This window comes from Mycobacterium sp. E740 (assembly GCF_001672895.1).
GTDB lineage: Bacteria > Actinomycetota > Actinomycetes > Mycobacteriales > Mycobacteriaceae > Mycobacterium.
On sequence record NZ_LZKP01000157.1, the window covers coordinates 60,143 to 76,736 of the forward strand.

Here is a 16,594-nt window from a genome sequence, read left to right on the forward strand (position 1 = left end):
GTCACATCCCCGGCAGGAGCTTGATCACAAGGTCGATGAGCTTGATGCCGATGAACGGCGCGACGATGCCGCCGAGGCCGTAGATGCAGAGGTTGCGGCTCAACAGCTTCGAGGCGTTGCTCGGCGTGTAGCGTACGCCGCGCAATGCCAGGGGGATCAGCGCGACGATGACGATCGCGTTGAAGATCACCGCGGACAGGATCGCCGACTGCGGGCTGTGCAACCGCATGACGTTGAGCAGGTCCAGGCCGGGGAACAGGCTCACGAACAATGCGGGGATGATCGCGAAGTACTTCGCGACGTCGTTGGCGATCGAGAACGTCGTCAGCGAGCCACGGGTGATCAGCAATTGCTTTCCGATCTCGACGATCTCGATGAGCTTGGTCGGGTCCGAGTCCAGGTCCACCATGTTGCCGGCTTCCTTGGCGGCCGATGTTCCGGTGTTCATGGCCACGCCGATATCAGCCTGCGCCAGCGCGGGCGCGTCGTTGGTGCCGTCACCGGTCATGGCCACGAGCTTGCCGCCGGCCTGTTCCCGCTTGATCAGGGCCATCTTGTCTTCGGGGGTGGCCTCGGCCAGGAAGTCGTCGACTCCGGCCTCGTCGGCAATAGCCTTGGCGGTCAAGGGATTGTCGCCGGTGATCATCACGGTGCGGATGCCCATCCGGCGCATCTCGTCGAAGCGTTCCCGCATCCCGTCCTTGACGACGTCCTTGAGGTGAACGACGCCCAACACCCCTGCGGTGCGGACACCGTTCTCCTCGACGACTTCGCCGACTACCAGCGGCGTGCCACCGCCGGCCGAAATGGCGTCGACGACGTCTCCCAATTCGGCAGGTGTCCGTCCACCTTCGTTGCGGACCCACTCTGCGATGGAACTGGCTGCGCCCTTGCGCAACTTTCGCCCGTCGGGAAGGTCCACACCGGACATGCGGGTGGTGGCGCTGAACTGCACCCAGTGTGCGCTCTCGAGTTCCCTTGCGGGGCGGGCCCGAAGGCCGTAGCGCTGCTTGGCGAAGACGACGACTGATCGGCCTTCGGGTGTCTCGTCGGCGAGGCTGGACAATTGCGCCGCGTCGGCCAGCACTTCTTCCGACACGCCGCTCATGGGTATGAATCCGGAGGCCTCCCGGTTGCCCAGCGTGATGGTGCCGGTTTTGTCCAGCAGCAATGTGTTGACATCACCGGCCGCTTCGACGGCGCGGCCGGACATGGCGAGTACGTTGCGTTGCACCAGCCGATCCATGCCGGCAATGCCGATCGCCGAGAGCAGCGCCCCGATCGTCGTCGGGATCAGGCAGACGACCAGGGCGACCATGACGATGCCGCTCACGCCGCTTGCATTCAGCGCCAACGAGTCCGGCACGCCGGGGTTGTTTGTCTTGGAGTAGATGGCCAGCGGTTGCAGCGTCGCGACAGCGAACACGAAGATGATCGTGAGCGCGGCGAGCAGGATGTTGAGCGCGATCTCGTTGGGCGTCTTCTGCCGGTTGGCGCCCTCGACGAGCGCGATCATCCGGTCGATGAAGCTCTCGCCCTGCTTCTGGGTGATCCTGACGATTATTCGGTCCGACAGCACGGTCGTACCGCCGGTGACGGCCGAGCGGTCCCCGCCGGATTCCCGGATGACCGGCGCCGATTCGCCGGTGATGGCGGATTCGTCAACGGAAGCAATGCCTTCCACCACGTCACCGTCACCGGGGACGACCTGTCCGGCCTCGACGACGACGATGTCGCCCGGTTGCAGCAGGGTGGCGGCGAGCTCTTCCTCGCGGCCGGGCAGGCCGGCCCGCCAGTCGATGAGCCGCCGCGCCGTCGCGGCCGTCTTCGCCTTGCGCAGGGAGTCGGCCTGTGCCTTGCCGCGCCCCTCGGCGACGGCTTCGGCGAGGTTGGCGAAGATCACCGTCAGCCACAGCCAGCACACGATCGACCATGCGAACCACGAGGAGTGGGCAATGGCGAGAACCGTACTCCATGCCGCGCCGACCTCAACGACCAACATCACCGGGTTACGCCACAGGGTGCGCGGGTTCAGCTTGCGCAGTGCCTCGGGCATCGACGCCCACAGCAGCTTCGGGTCGAGCAGTCCGCCCCGGCTTGGCGAGACGGGTTGTGTGCGTTCAGGGTTTCGTTCAACTGTCGTGGCAGCCATGATCAGTGGATTCCTTCGGCAAGCGGGCCGAGCGCGAGCATCGGCAGGAAGGTGAGAGCGACCAGAATCAGTGTCACGCCGGTGACCATGCCGACGAACTGCGGTCGGTGCGTGGGCAGCGTGCCGATCGACTCCGGCGTCGTGCCCTTCTCGGCCAGCGCTCCGGCGAGGGCGAGCACGAAGATGATGGGCAGGAACCGGCCGAACAGCATCGCTGTTCCGAGTGCGGTGTTGTACCACTCTGTGTTGACGGCCAGACCGGCGAACGCCGAGCCGTTGTTGTTCGCCGCGGATGTGAACGCGTAGAGCACTTCTGACAGCCCGTGCGGTCCGGTGTTCAGCATGCCGGCCCGTTGGCCGGGCATTGCCATGGCGAGTGCGGTTCCGGTCAGCACGATCAGCGGTGTGATGAGGAAATAGGTTGCGGCGAGCTTGATCTCGCGAGGGGTGATCTTCTTGCCGAGGTATTCGGGTGTGCGTCCCACCATGAGACCGGCGACGAAAACGGTGATGATCGCCAGGATCAACATACCGTAGAGGCCGGCGCCGACACCGCCGGGAGCGACCTCGCCGAGCTGCATGTTGAACATCGTGACCATGCCGCCGAGGCTGGTGTACGAGTCGTGGAACGAGTCGACTGCACCGGTGGAGGTCAAGGTGGTCGCCGCGGCGAACACGGCCGAATTCGCCACGCCCAAACGCTGTTCGACGCCTTCCATCGCGGAGCCGACCGAGGTGGGAACCGTGCCGTGGGCCTGGAGCTGGAACACCATCATCAGGCTGACGCTGAGGGTCGCGATGATTCCCATCGCGGCGACGATCGCGTAGCCCTGCTTCTTGCTGTCGACCATGCGGCCGAAGGTGCGCGGCAGCGAGAACGGGATGAGCAGGATCAAGAAGATCTGCACCCAGTTGGTCCAGGCGGTCGGATTCTCGAACGGGTGCGCGGAGTTGGCGTTGAAGAATCCGCCGCCGTTGGTGCCGAGCAGCTTGATGACTTCCTGACTGGCGACGGACCCGCCAAGGATGGTCTGCTGGGCGCCCCCGAGCGTGCTCACCACTTGGGTATGCAGGTCAAAGTTCTGGATTACCCCGCCGACGACGAGGACGACGGCGCCGACGACCGAGATGGGAAGCAGTACGCGAATTGTGCCGCGCACCAGGTCCACCCAGAAGTTGCCGAGGTAGGCGGTGCTGCGTCGCGAAAGTCCTCGTACGAACGCCATCGCGACGGCCATGCCGACGGCCGCGGAGACGAAGTTCTGCACGGCCAAGCCCGCCATCTGGACCAGGTGTCCTTGGGTGGACTCGCCCGAATAGGCCTGCCAGTTGGTATTGGTGACGAAGCTGACGGCGGTGTTCCATGCGAGTGCCGGTGTCATCGGGGTCGCCGGGTCGTCGAGGTGCAGCGGAAGTCTGCCTTGGATCAACTGGAAGGCGAACAGCGCGAGGATGCCGATTGCGGAGAAGGCGAGCACGCTGCGGGCGTAAGCACCCCAGTTCTGCTCGCTTCCGGGGTCGGCGCCGATCAGCCGGTAGATCCACCGCTCGCCGCGCAGGTGGCGGTCGGTGCTGTAGACGCGGTACATGTAGTCGCCGAGCGGAACGTGAACGGCCGCCAGCGCGACGACCAGTGACAAGAGGAACAGAAGCCCAGCGGTGGTGTCGGTCATCAGAATCGCTCCGGGAACAGCAGAGCGGTGAACAGGAAGCCGGCGGTCAGGACAGCGAGCACGATGCCGACGAGGTTCTCGTGACTCACAGTCGCTCGACCAGCTTCTGGGTGAGTCCGAGGACGGCGAAGAAGAGCACTGTCAGCGCGACGAACATCAGGACACCCATCTCGTCTCCTTTCATGAATTCGCGGTCGTGGCACCGGATCCGAGGCCCCCTCTGTGAGGGCCAAGCTGAAGCTAGACCTCGGCGGTGCCCGCGACGAGGGTCGTTGACGGTTTCTTAACGCCGACGGTTCACACCTTTACGGCTTCTGTTGCCGTGCCGCAGTACGGTGAAGCAACGGCTATGAAAGGTGGGTTCGATGATCGAAGTGCTGTCGGACATGCCGGCGGGCGTGACGGGTTTTCGCGTGTCCGGGAGGATCAGCGGCGACGAGTTGCGGGAGTTCAAACCGGCGATGGACGAGATGATCGACGCCGGGGAGATCCGCATCGTCGAGGTGATCGCGGACGACTACGAAGGGTTCGGGCGCGGGGGACTGGTCGAGGATCTGAAGATCGGACTGGGCGCGGTGTTTCAGCACCACTCGGCGTTCAAACGGATCGCGGTCGTGACCGATCACGAATGGGTCAGCCACGCGTTGCACGCGCTGGCGTGGATGGTGCCGGGCGAGATTGCGCTGTTCGGGCTCGATGAGCTCGATCGAGCGAAGGAGTGGGCGGCCGGCTGAGGACGCCGGGTCCGAACCGGGCCCGAGTGTTGGGTTGACCGACGCTTTATCGGCTTGGGCGTCGGACAACCCAACACTCGGCGGATTGGGTAGCGTGCTGATCGGCATGCTGAGCTTCAAAGCCCCATAGCCCAATTGGCAGAGGCCGCGGACTCAAGAACAGTCATAGATTTTCAGCATTTCCGCAGATCACCAGCGGCGCAAAGCTTCTCAGGGCTGCTCGTTGACAAGGATTTGATACATTGGGCGGACGGCTTGACGTACCCCCGGTGGGACTCGAACCCACACTGGCAACATTTTAAGTGTCGTGTCTCTACCGATTGGACTACGGGGGCAGCAGCGATAAGCCTAGCTGTTCGCCTGTAGCAATCTATCGCCGCGGGTCATAGGTCGGTACGAGATAGATCGGCTCCTTTTTTGGTCCGAACCGTCGCCACAGGTACTGAATTAGCTTCAGAACTGGGATTAGAGCGACGATAGATAACGCAATCTTTCACCAGTTGAATACACGCCCTTCAACGAACAGACCGAAGTCAGGCCGCGCTCGAGCTTGCTGAGAGGCCTCTGCTGCCTGTCGCGCATCCCATTGTGCTTGAGCAGGAAAAAGCGTCTCCGTCATTTGCAGCGCTTAGCGGGTGAGTCAAACCTACCGAGGCGCTGACCCGACGCAGCGAGCGGATCGGCTCGTCAGCCCGCGGCCGCGACCGCAACCGCCCTAAGATGTGGCCGTGCGCTACGTGTTGCGACCGTTCGACTTGTGGTGGCGCCACTTTCCGCAACTCGCGGCGCTGTATCTGTTGGGGTGGCTGGGGCGCAAGGGCGCCATCGAACTGGCGGCCTGGGTCGGCTGGGACAACGACGTTTGGGCCTCGCTGATCATGCCCTTCGCCGGTATGGCGCGGCTCGGTTCATACGTGGCGATGTTCCTGGTGCTGCGCTCGGCGATTCCCGCGCTCGCGGCGCTGCCGCGGCGGTCGGCCCGCAGCATCGACGTGTTCGCCAACATCATCGTGCCGTTCTTCGCGATCTATCTGGCGTGGAAGCTGTTCGCAGAGGACTGGCTCGAGTTCGAGACGGTCGCGCTCAACTATCGCATCAACGATTCCGTGACCAAGGCTCTGACATCGAGCGAGCCCCCCACCCAGCTTCATCCCGACCAGCTGCCGGTCAGCACGACCACATGGGCCATCATCATTTCGGCGTTGGTCCTTCGTTATGTCCTCAGCAAGCTGAAAGACAAGCTGCCGGGCTGGATGATCGCCGTACGCGTCTACGTCGACGCTCTCTGGGTGTTCCTCACCTTGACTTTCGCCGCCAGCGAAGGTGTCGGCTGGGTGATCAACCCGATGGGCTGGATCGGCGAGCGGCGGATCATCGTTTGGTTCAACGACACACGCGCCGAGTTGTTTTCGCACTTTGCGGGTCTGGAGGCCGTCTGGGACGCCGCAATGGCGGTGCTGCGGACGGTGTTCGGGGGAGCCACGATCCCGCTACTCTGGCTCGCCGTCGCAGGCATCGTGTACGGCGTATCCATGCCGGACTGGCGCCGCGCCGCCCGCCGCGTTGTGGGCAGGCGCGCCGACGTGATGATCGACCGCGCGGCCGCGAGCCGAAAGAGGCTCGAAGAGCGTGGATGGGACGTGCCCAAAACACTCGGCGACAAGGTGCGCTCCTGGCTGCTCTCCAAGCTGGGCAACTACAGCACCATCGCCGACTCGGCGCGCCTCATCCTCCACGGCGGCGTGTTCGCCCTGTCCCTGTACATCTTCGGATACCTCGGATTGGCATGGCTCGACATGTCGGGCGCCTTCTACCACCCCGAAGTGGGCAACGGGTATCTATTCCGGTTCGTGGCATGGCTTCTCGGACCGCATCCGTTGAACTTCTGGCACGGCTTCGCCGAGACGATCGCCGTCGCCTCGCATCTGATCATCGAACCGCTGCGAATCTGTCTGATCGCATCGACGGTGGCGTATTGCCTCGAGCAGCTCGAAAAGGAAGACGCTACAGCAGCATCCGCACCAGAAGTCGACCCTCAGAGGTCGTGACGTCGAGTGCAGTCGGCACCACGTGCTGGGGCAGCACGAATGCGAACTGCTGCGGGCCGGGTCTCTCACATCGCATAGAGACACCGTCGCGTGGCATCGGTGCGATTCCGCCCGCCTTCTCGGACGCCCACCGTCGTGCGCCGTCGGTGATGACACCATCGCAGGTCGCCGGATTCTCGCGTGCCGGACCCGACCTGTCCACCGTGATGACCGTCAGCACAGCACCATCGGGCAGGTCGGGTCCGAACCGTAGGGGTTTGCGGTTCATGTGCTTGATCGTTTCGACTCTCCAGGTGAACCCGCCGGCGGTGCCTGATTGGCCTTTCGCCACAACAACTTCGGGCACCGTCGTCTGGCGGTACTTCACCCATTGATCGCCCAGCGTGGTCGCGATGACGACGACTAGTGCCACCACCGCAACGACGGCCCCGATCAGGTTCCGCACCCACAGCGCTGACAACCAACTTCTCATGAGGCACTGTCCCCGGGAGGTTCGAGTGTCACGGCCTGTGCTCGGTCGATGTCCGCACGCGGAATATCGATGATCAGTCGAGAATCGAGTTGCTCGTCGAAACCCGTCCACACCCGCAGCGTCACCGGCTCGGACGACCCGGGCGCAACCAACGCCGGCGCGACGTCGAACACCCACGATCCTCGTTGCTCGAATCCGGGACTGACGTCGTTGCGGAGGGTCTTGAGGAAGAAGCGGTCGGTGGGGGTGTACGTATTCGGCCCGACGATCAAATCACTGCGGGGCAGCTCGGTGCTGATCGGCGCCTCCACGGTGGCATCGACCACCACCCAAATGCCCGCGGGAGCAACGGAATTCACCATCGGGGTAACACGGACGTCGGTGACCGTCACCGCGATATCGCGGCCGGCGGTGCGTTGCCCCGCGTCGCCGTGCACGTCGAACGGTCCGGTGATGTCCGGCGGTGTCGGAAGGTTTTGCCATACCACGGCGGCCGCGGCGATCGTGATGACAGTGGCGATCACGACCAGCGCCCGACGCGTGCGCGGTTTCATGTGAGTCCCTGCACCGGAACGACACTCTGGCCGTAATCGTCGGTATCGATCCACTCCTTGCCGCCGTACGTGACCATCAGTTGCGTATACACCTTCTTCCACACCCGGATCGTCACCGCCTTAACCGGCTGCGCGCTCGATTCGGGCAGCAGCCACGTGAACACCAACTGTTCGGTCAGGCCCGGGCCCAGGGTTTGGAGCGATGAACCGTCGCGGTACCGAAACGCTCCGAAAAATTCTGCATCGGGCAGATCCTGCAGGTCGAAGAGATTGCGCAGGCGTCCGGGCACGGTGCCGGTGTTTTCCATGTTCGCCACCACGCCGAGGTACACCTTGCCCGGCTGGGCGGTGCCGATGGTCGCGATGCCGCCCTTGAGTTCGCGCAGGAACCGCGCTCGCTCGACGGTGATCGTGAACTGACCGTCGCTGAACTTCTCCGCAACACTGAACGGGGTGACGCGCTTATCGACCGTGTCGAGGCCGCCGAACGCGGCGGTGGCTGCCAGAACCAGCAGAAGCGCGACGCGTCTGAGCTTCGCGAAGTTCAATCGGGACAACCTCTGCGCCACTCGACGCGTCCGCGTCACGCGGACCGGAGGTTCGCCACCCACGTTGCTGGATGCTAGTAGGGATCCGTCAGGTTTTGGTTCGACCGACTGGAGACACCGTCTACGCCGAGGCGGCCAGCGCCTTCCTGTCCTCGTCGGCGAAGCTGTCCTCCAGCGTCAGCGGCGAGTAGTCCAGGTCGATCTCACCGACAGGGCGGCCCCGGGCACTGCTGATGGTGCCGAATCGGCGCATTCCCTTGTCACTTGCGTACTGCTTGATCTCGTCTGCCGCCAATCCGAACGGAACCTCGTCGTACAGTGCGGACCCGTCATCGCTGTTCTGCAGGACCAACGGGATGAGTTGATTCATCCTCTCCTCGAACACCTGCCAGTTCGAGTCGTCCGCAGCGACGTGGCGCCGGCAAGTGAAAGTGCCCCATGCCATGTGGCGCCGCTCGTCGTCACCGATGCGCCGCACCAACTCCTGCATGCCGGGCAGAATGCCGCGGTCCACGCAAATACGATGCCACGCATAGTATCCCGTCAATGCCATCATGCCTTCGATGACGTGGTTGTAGGTCGCCGATGCGCGAATCTGCGCGGCGGGGGACGGGTCGGCGTTCAACGCCTCCAACGAAGCCGGCAGTTCCTCGTAGAAGATCTGCCGATACGCCGGGAGCTCGTCGAGGTAGTGATGCAAGTCGTCGGTCAACCCGACGGCGTCCAGCCACATCCGGAACACCTGGGTGTGCTTGGCCTCCTCGAACGCGAACTGGGTCAGATACATCTCGTCGCCCAGACGTCCTTCGGCCCGCATCGCCGCCATGAAGGGCTGGATGTCTTGCGTGACGGCCTCCTCGCCGGCGATGAACTGCGCGCACAGTCGAGCGGCGTAATCGCGCTCGCGTTCGCTCAACAACTCCCAATCCTCCCGGTCGCGGGAGAAGTCGATATCGGCGGGATTCCAGAACTTCGCGTTGCCGCCGGCGAACAACTTCAACGGCAGGCTGTCCCAGTTGAGGCCACCCGCATCGAGCGACGCCGAATTCTTCCGTGTCATCTTTGGACCTCCTTGGTCGTCTTTTCGGCTGGGCTGTGGGAAGAGAATGCGTCCGCGAGGACGGACACGAGCCTGCGCACCGCGAGCGCCGGTTGATCCGGCGTGGGGTCGTCGAGCCCGAGAATGGGATCCATGCCGCGCACGTAGGGGGCCAGCGCCATGTGCGGGAAGATCATCAGCAGCAGCGACAGCAGCGCGTCAGTGTCGCAATCGGCACGCAGATCGCCGCGCGCGTGCGCACCGCGCACCAGCGGACGCAGCACCTCCAGATAGTGGCGGTGGATGACCGTGCGCACCGAAACGCGGGCGTCGGTGTCGATTTCAAAGCTCGACGCGGCGTGCAACGCGCGATCCTGTGGATGGTCGGCGAAGTATGCCACCCACGTGTCGAGCAGATCGGTGAGGAACTCGAAGAACGGGCGGCTCGGGTCGAGCTCGCGGATTCGATCTTCGATGTGTGCACGCACCCGCTGGCTGCCGAGGTCGGCGATGTATGCGTAGAGGTCGCGCTTGTCCGCGAAGTACTGGAACAGGCTGCCCTTTGCGACACCCGCGCGGCGCGCGATGACGTTCAGGCTGCCTTGCGAGTAGCCGTGCGCGCCGAACTCGGCCTCTGCGGCTTCGACCACAGCGGCGCGGCGGCTCTGGTCGACTCGGGCCCATGTCACCGTCGGCATCGCCACCTCCTCACGGATGACCACTGGTCATATTACTGTGATCGGCGTCACGGTCAAGTGGCGGCGGACGGTGACAGCCCAAACGCACAAGGGCCCTCGACCGGCGCGATGTGAGGCCGCAACCAATCGAGAACCGTTGTGCGTCAGGATCATTGTCCGCAGCAATACGGTTTGCGCTGGCAAGGCGATCATCGACGCGACGATCGAGTCTCAGGCCGTTTCACCTGGTCAGACGCTAAAAGTTAAAACGTATGACCACAGCGGTCAGTAACTGCCTCGTAACAGCGCATATGCGAAAATGCGTTGACCAGTTCAGCCGATGGTCATACACTTATGCTCAATACGTCTCTACCCACCCTAACGGGCCTCCGAGGGAAGTCGAGGCATCGATGAACGCTCACCGTGCCGCCCCTAGCGTCTTTGAAGCTGGGCTGCCCACATTGGACTACAGCCTCACGGCCACCCCACATGACATCCTCGATGATGTCCGAAGGGCGCAATCGTGCGCGCCCATCGCAATAGGCCCTCTCGGCCCAGAAATCCTGTCTTACAGTTCGGTTCGGGAGATACTGCGCGACAACAGATTCCGCCTTCCTCCCGGTATCACCCTGGCAGCGCAAGGCATAACGTCGGGCCCGTTGTACGACAAGCTGGCCAACAGCCTCCTGGGTTTGGAGGGAGACCCACATGTTCGTTTGCGCAAACTGGTTTCCAAGGCGTTCACTCCGCGCGCGACAGCACGTCTACAAGACACGATCCACGAGGTGGTGAACGGGCTGATCGATCAGGTGGCGGAAGCGGGACGGTGCGATGTCGTGACCGACATCGCGCGTCCGTATCCCACCCCGATCATCTGCGCACTGCTGGGTGCGCCTCGCGAGGATTGGCAGCTGTTTTCGGACTGGACGGAGGAAATCTTCAAAGCTTTCAACTTCCAGCCGGATGCCGCCTTCGACGAGTCCGCGATCATGCGTGCATGGGGGGAGCTCGACGCCTACGTCGACGACATGGTCGCCGCCCGTCGAAACAGTCTGACCGATGATCTGCTCTCCGAACTCATCCGCGCCGAAAGCGACGGTGACCGTCTCGATCTCGGCGAGCTGCGCATGCTGGCGGCCGGCTTCCTGATGGCCGGAACGGATACGACCCGGAACCAACTGGCCGCATCGGTGCAGGTGCTCTGCGAACATCCAGATCAATGGGCGAAGCTGCGCGACCACCCGGAACTTGCCATGCAGGCGGTCGAGGAGAGCATGCGCCACTCGCCCGCGGCCAGTATCGTGCCGCGAGTCGCCGTCGAGGACGTCGAGTTCGGTGGTTACATCTTTCCAGCAGGAACCTTTGTATTCGCGAATACCCTTGCGGCTAATCGTGATCCAGCGATCTATGACGATGCGGACCGCTTCGACATCGCGCGCCAGGGTGTGCCTGCAATTCTGACCTTCGGCGGTGGCGCGCACTACTGTCTCGGGGCGAACCTCGCCCGCCGTGAACTGGCGGAAGCACTCACAGTCCTCACGCGCCGGCTCACCGCTCCCCAGCGCGTCGGTGCGGCACCGTGGAAATCACTGCTGGGAATGACCGGTCCGACAACTCTTCCGATCGAATTCACCTGCGAAAGCCTGGTGACGGCACATGCGTAGTCGGGGCTGGGCGGGTGTGACCCCATCCTCGGACGAGGAGGCGATCTCGCGAATTCTGACCGCAGTTGACGAAGAGGTCGCCGAACGCGGACCGGCAATACGTCTGGCCGACGTCGCCCGCAGGCTCGGTGTCACTCGCCAAACCGTGTACCGCTACTTTCCCAATGCTGACGCGCTGCTCATCGCCAGCTCGATGCGCGCCGTCAACGGGTTCCTCGACCAGGTTGCAGAACACGCGAGAGGGCTTGACGACCCGGTCGCCGCAGTGGTCGAGAGCGTTTCGTTCGGCGTGGAGCACCTCTCCGGTGACCCTCAGCTGGAGAGTCTGCTGACCCGCCGAGATGAAGGCGAAGCCGTCACGTCGCTGACTTCCGACACGGCGGTCACATTCTGCTTGTCGTTCTTCCGCCGCCTCGAAGTCGATTGGAAGCTGCACGGCTTCGACACCGCCGCGCTTCATGAACTCGTTGAAATGACCCTGCGCACAGTGCAGTCCCTCCTGACCGATCCCGGCCGGCAACCACGCGACGGGATCGAACTACGCCGCTTTGTTGCGCGATGGCTCGGTCCAGCGATCCTCTATCGACGGCTGCAGTCGCTGTCGATCTATTGAACGTCTCTGCGGAATCGTGCGCTACGGCGCCGTACGCTGCCCGCGCCTCAGCACGAAGAACAGAACCGCACCGACCGCCAGCACTGCGGCGACGGCCGCGACGATGACCAACGGTGTGACCCACGTCTTCTCTGCCGGGGCCGCCTCGTCGTTGGCAAGCTGTACCTGATACCCCGGCAGTGGACTTTGCGACGGCTTGCTGAGGCCGGGCAATTGCTGGGTGCTGGTGACCTCGAACAAGCGCTCACCGCCACCGGTCTTGCTCCACGTTCCCCATGCGGGGGTCTCGCCGTCGAGCAGCACACGGCGGCCGCCGACCGACGGATCGTCGCCGAGGTCTGCCAGAGTCTTGACCCGGAACGGCTTCGACGCCCCGTCGTTGTACTTGAGTTGCACCAGGACATTCTTGAAAGTCGTTGGCGGCTTGGGCTTTGCGGGAGGCGGCTGACCCGGGGCCGGCCGGTAACCACCACCGGAGAAGCTCCCGGTGGAGACCGTCGCCGGCTTACCCGATGAATCCCGGTTCACCGCAGTGAAGCTATAAACACCTGCATCAGGGGCGGTGAGCACCGCGCGCTGCATCGACGGGACCTCGAAGACCCGGGTGGCGTTGTCGTAGAAGTAGATGAGCTCAAGCGGCGTGCTGTACGGATTGGTGAAGACCGGACGGTACCAGTTGTCATACGTCGTCCACGACGAGTTCCATTGCGTCACTTGGCTGCTCCACGTCGACGACGTGGAGCTGGTCGTGGTGCTGACCATCGAGTCGAGGGACTCGGTGAGCTCGGTGACCTCAGTCTCGGATGCGGCCGACGAGTCGACATCCACCGCATCGGTGTGCTGCGCCTCGTCGAAGGCCTCCTGCGACACCTCGGCGATGTCGGGTGCGGAAGTGTCGGCATCGACGGCGGGGTCGGCGACGTTCGAACCCGGGTCACCCGGATCCTCCGGCGCTCCGGCGGGGCCCGGTTGATCCGCGTCGGGACCAGGAGCCTCCGGTGCGGAGCCGGGCTGGTCGCCGCCCGGCTCGCCGAGGTCCGGCGCGGCAGGCCCGTCGGCAGGGTCGTCGTGGGAACCGGAATCGCCCGCGATCTCGGATGAGCCGCCGTCGTCGTCGAACGGATCGGCCCAAGCGGACGGTACCGCTCCGAGACACACGGTCGTCGTGACCGCGACCGACGCAAGGGTGAGAGCGCAGCGCCGGTAGACGGTGCTTCGAACTTCGTTCATCCGATCTTTCTGTCGACTGCGGAACCCCTGTCCGTCGGCCCTGCTGCCATCAACTGCTCAACCACACGTACCAGAGGCCATCGCCGTCCTGGCGGCAATCCCAATGCCCGTAATTGGCGTCTCCTTGGGCGATCTCGACGTTAGGACCGTCGACCTGGCAGGCGGCCAGCGTCGCGTACCCGCCCTCCACCTGGACCTCGTCGGCGTTTGCCACGCCCACGCCAAGAGTCAGCAACCCGCCCACGGCCAGCGCCCCGGCGGCGATCGCTTTCATCATGCTTGTGCCCTTTCGTCTTTTACCCGGCCACCGCGTATTTCCGACGAAGCGTCGGCTCGACCGCGGCTTGGGCTTTATTAACGCAAGCGTTATACAGCTAACTGCCAGAAAATCGGCGAGTTCATCTGTTCAGATGACACCGGCCTCGAACGTCACAGATCGTCGACGCTGAGAATCTCGTCCTGGATCGCCCTTGCGACCAGAGCCGCCTTGGTCGGTGCTGGTCTGCCGACTGCCGCGTACTTCGCCCGCACTCTCTGCAGGTGGGTCGCCACCGTGGACGGCTCGATGTACAACCTTTCGGCAACCGCATCCTTGTTCTCGGTCTGAAACCAGGCGATGAGCACTTGTTGTTCTCGGCGGCTCAGATGCGGGCGGGCCCTCCGACGGCCATTGCGCGGCAGTTGGGCCATCCTCGGGACGATCTGCGGACGATCGCCGCGCGCGGCATGGATCGCCGCTGCCAGCGCGTGTTCGGGCTCGTCTTTGGCAATACACGCGACGGCGCCCGCGGACAGCGCGGCTGATACGACGTCGTCGTCGACCAGACACGTGTAGACGATGACGCGGTGGCCTGAGTCGCAGATCTGACGAAGCGCATCCAAGTCTGGTCCACCGCCCGTACACGGCAGGTCGAACAACACCACCGGGCCCGGCGTCGCGGTCCAGTGCGCCGCCGCGAACTCCGCCGGACCGGCGAAATAGCCGATGATGTCGATGCCCGGGTGTCGATTCAACAACGCCTCGATGCCGGCGTATACGACGCGATGGCTGCCAACGATGACGATTGATGTCGAACGTTCACCTTCGATTGGCGATGTCACCCCACAGATCTCCCCTACATCGCGCGTTGCAGTTGCTCGCCCCATGAAAGCACCGCTTCGCCGGGCGTGAGTTCGGCTTGAGTCAAATCGAACCGAAAACCTCTGCGAGGCAACAAAGCGCATCACGGCACCAACCGGCACCCGCGGCTACATTGGGGTCATGGCACGCGTCCTGATCATCGGTGGCCACGGCAAGGTCGCCCTGCGGCTGGCCGCAATCCTCACCGACCGCGGCGACGAAGTGAAATCGGTCTTCCGCAACCCGGGTCACTCCGACGACGTCGGGGCGACGGGAGCGGATCCGGTGGTCGCCGACATCGAGAACCTCGACACCGACGCGCTCGCCGACATGTTGACCGGACACGACGCGGTCGTGTTCTCCGCCGGTGCCGGCGGCGGCAACCCGACGCGCACTTACGCCGTGGACCGCGACGCCGCAATCCGCGTCATCGACGCGGCCGAGCGCGCCGGAGTGCCCCGATTCATCATGGTTTCCTATTTCGGCGCCGGGCCAAAACATGGTGTCCCGAAGGACAATTCGTTCTTCCACTACGCCGAAGCGAAGGCCGCTGCCGATGGGCACCTACGCGCCAGCACCCTGCGCTGGACAATTCTCGGGCCCGGTCGGCTGACCCTCGAGCCGGCCACCGGCCGCATCGCCGTCGGACCCGAAGCCGCTGACGGGGACGTCTCACGAGAAGACGTCGCGCTGGTCGCGGCGGCCTGCCTCGCCGACGACAGCACCGTCGGCAACACCATCGAGTTCAACAACGGCGATGTGCCGATCGAAGATGCACTGAGCAACCTCAGCTGAGTGACAACTCGAGACGCTCGAGCCTGCGCACCAGGAGGCTCGACAACCACCGGCCGACATCAGCCGCTTCCACTGAGGATGTCCGCTCGAGCAACTGGGCGACAACGATTCTGGCCTCCAACCGGGCCAGCGCCGCTCCCACGCAGAAATGAATGCCCTTGCCGAAGCTGATGTGTCCCTTGCCGGCAGTCCGATCCAAGCGAAACTCGTTGGGGTCGTCGAAGTGTGCCGGATCGCGATTTGCCGCACCCCACAACAGCAGAAGCCGTGAGCCCGCTTGCAGCTCGACGCCACCAAGCTCGGTGTCGTTCACCACATGTCGATAGTGGCCACGAAACGGCGGCTCATAACGCAGTGTCTCTTCGAGAAACGCGTCGAGCAGTTGCGGCTCGTCGCGCACCTGCTCTTGCATGTCTTGGCGGGACGCGAGAAGCCATGCCGCGGAACCGATCAGCGAGGCGGTGGATTCCCCGCCGGCGCTGAACAGCGTGATCATCATGGCGAGCGCCGTGATGTCGTCGAGCCTGCCATCGGCACACGCCGCCGCCAGGTCACCCAGCAGGTCGTCCTGCGGGTCCGCCGCCGCCTGCCTGAACTGTTCGGTGATGTAGGCGCCGAGTTCCATCACCGCGACGCCCGCAGCTTCCATCTGATCCTGCGTGACGAGTCCCTCGACGACCTGGGTCGCGGAGTAGGCCCACCGGATGAGCCTGTCGACGTCAGCGTCGGGCACGCCGATGATTCGCCCGACGATCATCATCGGCAACCGGTTGGCCATCGCCGCCATCCATTCGATGCTTCCGCCGCCGGCGTGGCTGTCCCAGATCACCCCGGCGGTGTCCGCGATGAACGGCTCGAAGGCACGGATGCGCTTGGCGGCCAGCTGCGGCAGCAACGCTTTCCGGTGAACCGCGTGCGACGGCTCGTCGGCCGTCGCCAGCGCTTGGGTGGGGCCGCCGAGTTCACCGACCGGAAAGGCCGACACGCCGCTCCCGGGTTGGTAGACCATGGTCGCGGTGAGGTTCGAGGAGAAGTCGTCGCAGCGATTGATCGCCTCGCTGACGGCGTCCCAACTGCTCACGGCGTAGAAGCCTGAGTTCCCGACGCGGTGGACCGGTCCGGTCTCGTGCATCCGCGCATACAGCGGATACGGGTCCTGAACGTAGCGATCGTCGAAGAGCGCGAGTCCGAGCGCACCATCCATTCTCCAACGCTGACGCGAACCCGGTTGCACGTCAACACATTCCGCCGAAGTCGAAATCCCGAGCGCGCACC

Annotated in this window: 18 protein-coding genes and 1 tRNA gene; 5 read left to right on the forward strand and 14 right to left on the reverse strand. The window is 64.1% G+C overall.

From position 1 onward, the window contains the following. Position 1 precedes the first annotated feature (1 nt). From kdpB to A5663_RS23595, 4 genes are read right to left on the reverse strand one after another with little or no spacing between them, the layout of a single operon-like run. A complete protein-coding gene (gene kdpB / locus A5663_RS14960) occupies positions 2-2,152 on the reverse strand; it encodes a potassium-transporting ATPase subunit KdpB (RefSeq protein WP_068150415.1) in 2,151 nt (716 codons plus the stop codon). 2 nt (positions 2,153-2,154) lie between these two features. Continuing rightward, the gene (gene kdpA, locus A5663_RS14965) at positions 2,155-3,825 is read right to left on the reverse strand and encodes a potassium-transporting ATPase subunit KdpA (protein WP_068150417.1); all 1,671 of its coding nucleotides are present in this window, start codon (positions 3,823-3,825) and stop codon (positions 2,155-2,157) included. Continuing rightward, positions 3,825-3,914, reverse strand: a complete 90-nt coding sequence (locus tag A5663_RS23590) for a potassium-transporting ATPase subunit F (RefSeq protein ID WP_068150420.1) — start codon at positions 3,912-3,914, stop codon at positions 3,825-3,827. Before A5663_RS23590 ends, kdpA begins: the two co-directional genes overlap by 1 nt. Next, entirely contained in the window at positions 3,911-4,009 is a 99-nt protein-coding gene (locus A5663_RS23595) for a potassium ABC transporter ATPase (RefSeq protein WP_231976792.1), read from the reverse strand. Before A5663_RS23595 ends, A5663_RS23590 begins: the two co-directional genes overlap by 4 nt. Positions 4,010-4,190: 181 nt before the next feature. Between A5663_RS23595 and A5663_RS14975 the strand changes: the two genes are divergently transcribed. Next, positions 4,191-4,559, forward strand: coding sequence for an STAS/SEC14 domain-containing protein (locus tag A5663_RS14975; RefSeq protein WP_068150521.1), 369 nt, complete (start codon positions 4,191-4,193; stop codon positions 4,557-4,559). Between the two features lie 261 nt (positions 4,560-4,820). Here the strand turns inward: A5663_RS14975 and A5663_RS14980 are convergent. Then, positions 4,821-4,894 (reverse strand) — tRNA-Leu (locus A5663_RS14980). A 393-nt stretch (positions 4,895-5,287) separates the two neighbouring features. On the opposite strand from A5663_RS14980, the gene A5663_RS14985 reads away from it, so the two are divergent. Next, complete coding sequence (locus A5663_RS14985; protein ID WP_068150526.1) at positions 5,288-6,607, forward strand: hypothetical protein; 1,320 nt, start codon at positions 5,288-5,290, stop codon at positions 6,605-6,607. On the opposite strand, the gene A5663_RS22675 is transcribed toward A5663_RS14985, so the two are convergent. The 5 genes from A5663_RS22675 to A5663_RS15010 all read right to left on the reverse strand — a co-directional run bounded on the left by A5663_RS22675 (position 6,564) and on the right by A5663_RS15010 (position 9,918). Beyond that, positions 6,564-7,079 (reverse strand): hypothetical protein, encoded by a 516-nt coding sequence (locus A5663_RS22675; protein ID WP_231976793.1) that lies wholly within the window; start codon positions 7,077-7,079, stop codon positions 6,564-6,566. The two genes, A5663_RS14985 and A5663_RS22675, sit on opposite strands and share 44 nt — an antisense overlap. Then, positions 7,076-7,633 (reverse strand): hypothetical protein, encoded by a 558-nt coding sequence (locus A5663_RS14995; RefSeq protein ID WP_068150423.1) that lies wholly within the window; start codon positions 7,631-7,633, stop codon positions 7,076-7,078. Before A5663_RS14995 ends, A5663_RS22675 begins: the two co-directional genes overlap by 4 nt. Further along, positions 7,630-8,181, reverse strand: a complete 552-nt coding sequence (locus A5663_RS15000) for a hypothetical protein (protein ID WP_231976794.1) — start codon at positions 8,179-8,181, stop codon at positions 7,630-7,632. The genes A5663_RS14995 and A5663_RS15000 overlap by 4 nt, the downstream gene beginning before the upstream one ends. A 121-nt stretch (positions 8,182-8,302) precedes the next feature. Then, a complete protein-coding gene (locus A5663_RS15005) occupies positions 8,303-9,241 on the reverse strand; it encodes a R2-like ligand-binding oxidase (RefSeq protein WP_068150428.1) in 939 nt (312 codons plus the stop codon). After that, a complete protein-coding gene (locus A5663_RS15010) occupies positions 9,238-9,918 on the reverse strand; it encodes a TetR/AcrR family transcriptional regulator (protein WP_068150532.1) in 681 nt (226 codons plus the stop codon). The genes A5663_RS15005 and A5663_RS15010 overlap by 4 nt, the downstream gene beginning before the upstream one ends. Before the next feature lie 389 nt (positions 9,919-10,307). On the opposite strand from A5663_RS15010, the gene A5663_RS15015 reads away from it, so the two are divergent. Both A5663_RS15015 and A5663_RS15020 read left to right on the forward strand, forming a co-directional pair. Continuing rightward, positions 10,308-11,561, forward strand: coding sequence for a cytochrome P450 (locus A5663_RS15015; protein ID WP_068150429.1), 1,254 nt, complete (start codon positions 10,308-10,310; stop codon positions 11,559-11,561). Next, positions 11,554-12,174 carry a TetR/AcrR family transcriptional regulator gene (locus A5663_RS15020; RefSeq protein WP_068150431.1) on the forward strand — a complete coding sequence of 207 codons (621 nt, stop codon included), beginning with the start codon at positions 11,554-11,556 and terminating at the stop codon, positions 12,172-12,174. Before A5663_RS15015 ends, A5663_RS15020 begins: the two co-directional genes overlap by 8 nt. A gap of 21 nt (positions 12,175-12,195) precedes the next feature. Here A5663_RS15020 and A5663_RS15025 read toward each other — a convergent pair whose 3' ends face one another. The 3 genes from A5663_RS15025 to A5663_RS15035 form a co-directional block, all read right to left on the reverse strand. Then, positions 12,196-13,404, reverse strand: coding sequence for a hypothetical protein (locus A5663_RS15025; protein WP_068150434.1), 1,209 nt, complete (start codon positions 13,402-13,404; stop codon positions 12,196-12,198). Between the two features lie 49 nt (positions 13,405-13,453). Next, positions 13,454-13,681 (reverse strand): hypothetical protein, encoded by a 228-nt coding sequence (locus tag A5663_RS15030; RefSeq protein ID WP_082974157.1) that lies wholly within the window; start codon positions 13,679-13,681, stop codon positions 13,454-13,456. Positions 13,682-13,833: 152 nt separating this feature from the next. After that, the gene (locus tag A5663_RS15035; RefSeq protein WP_068150436.1) at positions 13,834-14,505 is read right to left on the reverse strand and encodes a LuxR C-terminal-related transcriptional regulator; all 672 of its coding nucleotides are present in this window, start codon (positions 14,503-14,505) and stop codon (positions 13,834-13,836) included. A gap of 160 nt (positions 14,506-14,665) precedes the next feature. Here A5663_RS15035 and A5663_RS15040 point away from each other — a divergent pair, with 160 nt between their 5' ends. Then, a complete protein-coding gene (locus A5663_RS15040) occupies positions 14,666-15,319 on the forward strand; it encodes an SDR family oxidoreductase (RefSeq protein ID WP_068150440.1) in 654 nt (217 codons plus the stop codon). On the opposite strand, the gene A5663_RS15045 is transcribed toward A5663_RS15040, so the two are convergent. Then, complete coding sequence (locus A5663_RS15045) at positions 15,312-16,523, reverse strand: cytochrome P450 (RefSeq protein ID WP_068150443.1); 1,212 nt, start codon at positions 16,521-16,523, stop codon at positions 15,312-15,314. The two genes, A5663_RS15040 and A5663_RS15045, sit on opposite strands and share 8 nt — an antisense overlap. Positions 16,524-16,594: the final 71 nt, after the last annotated feature.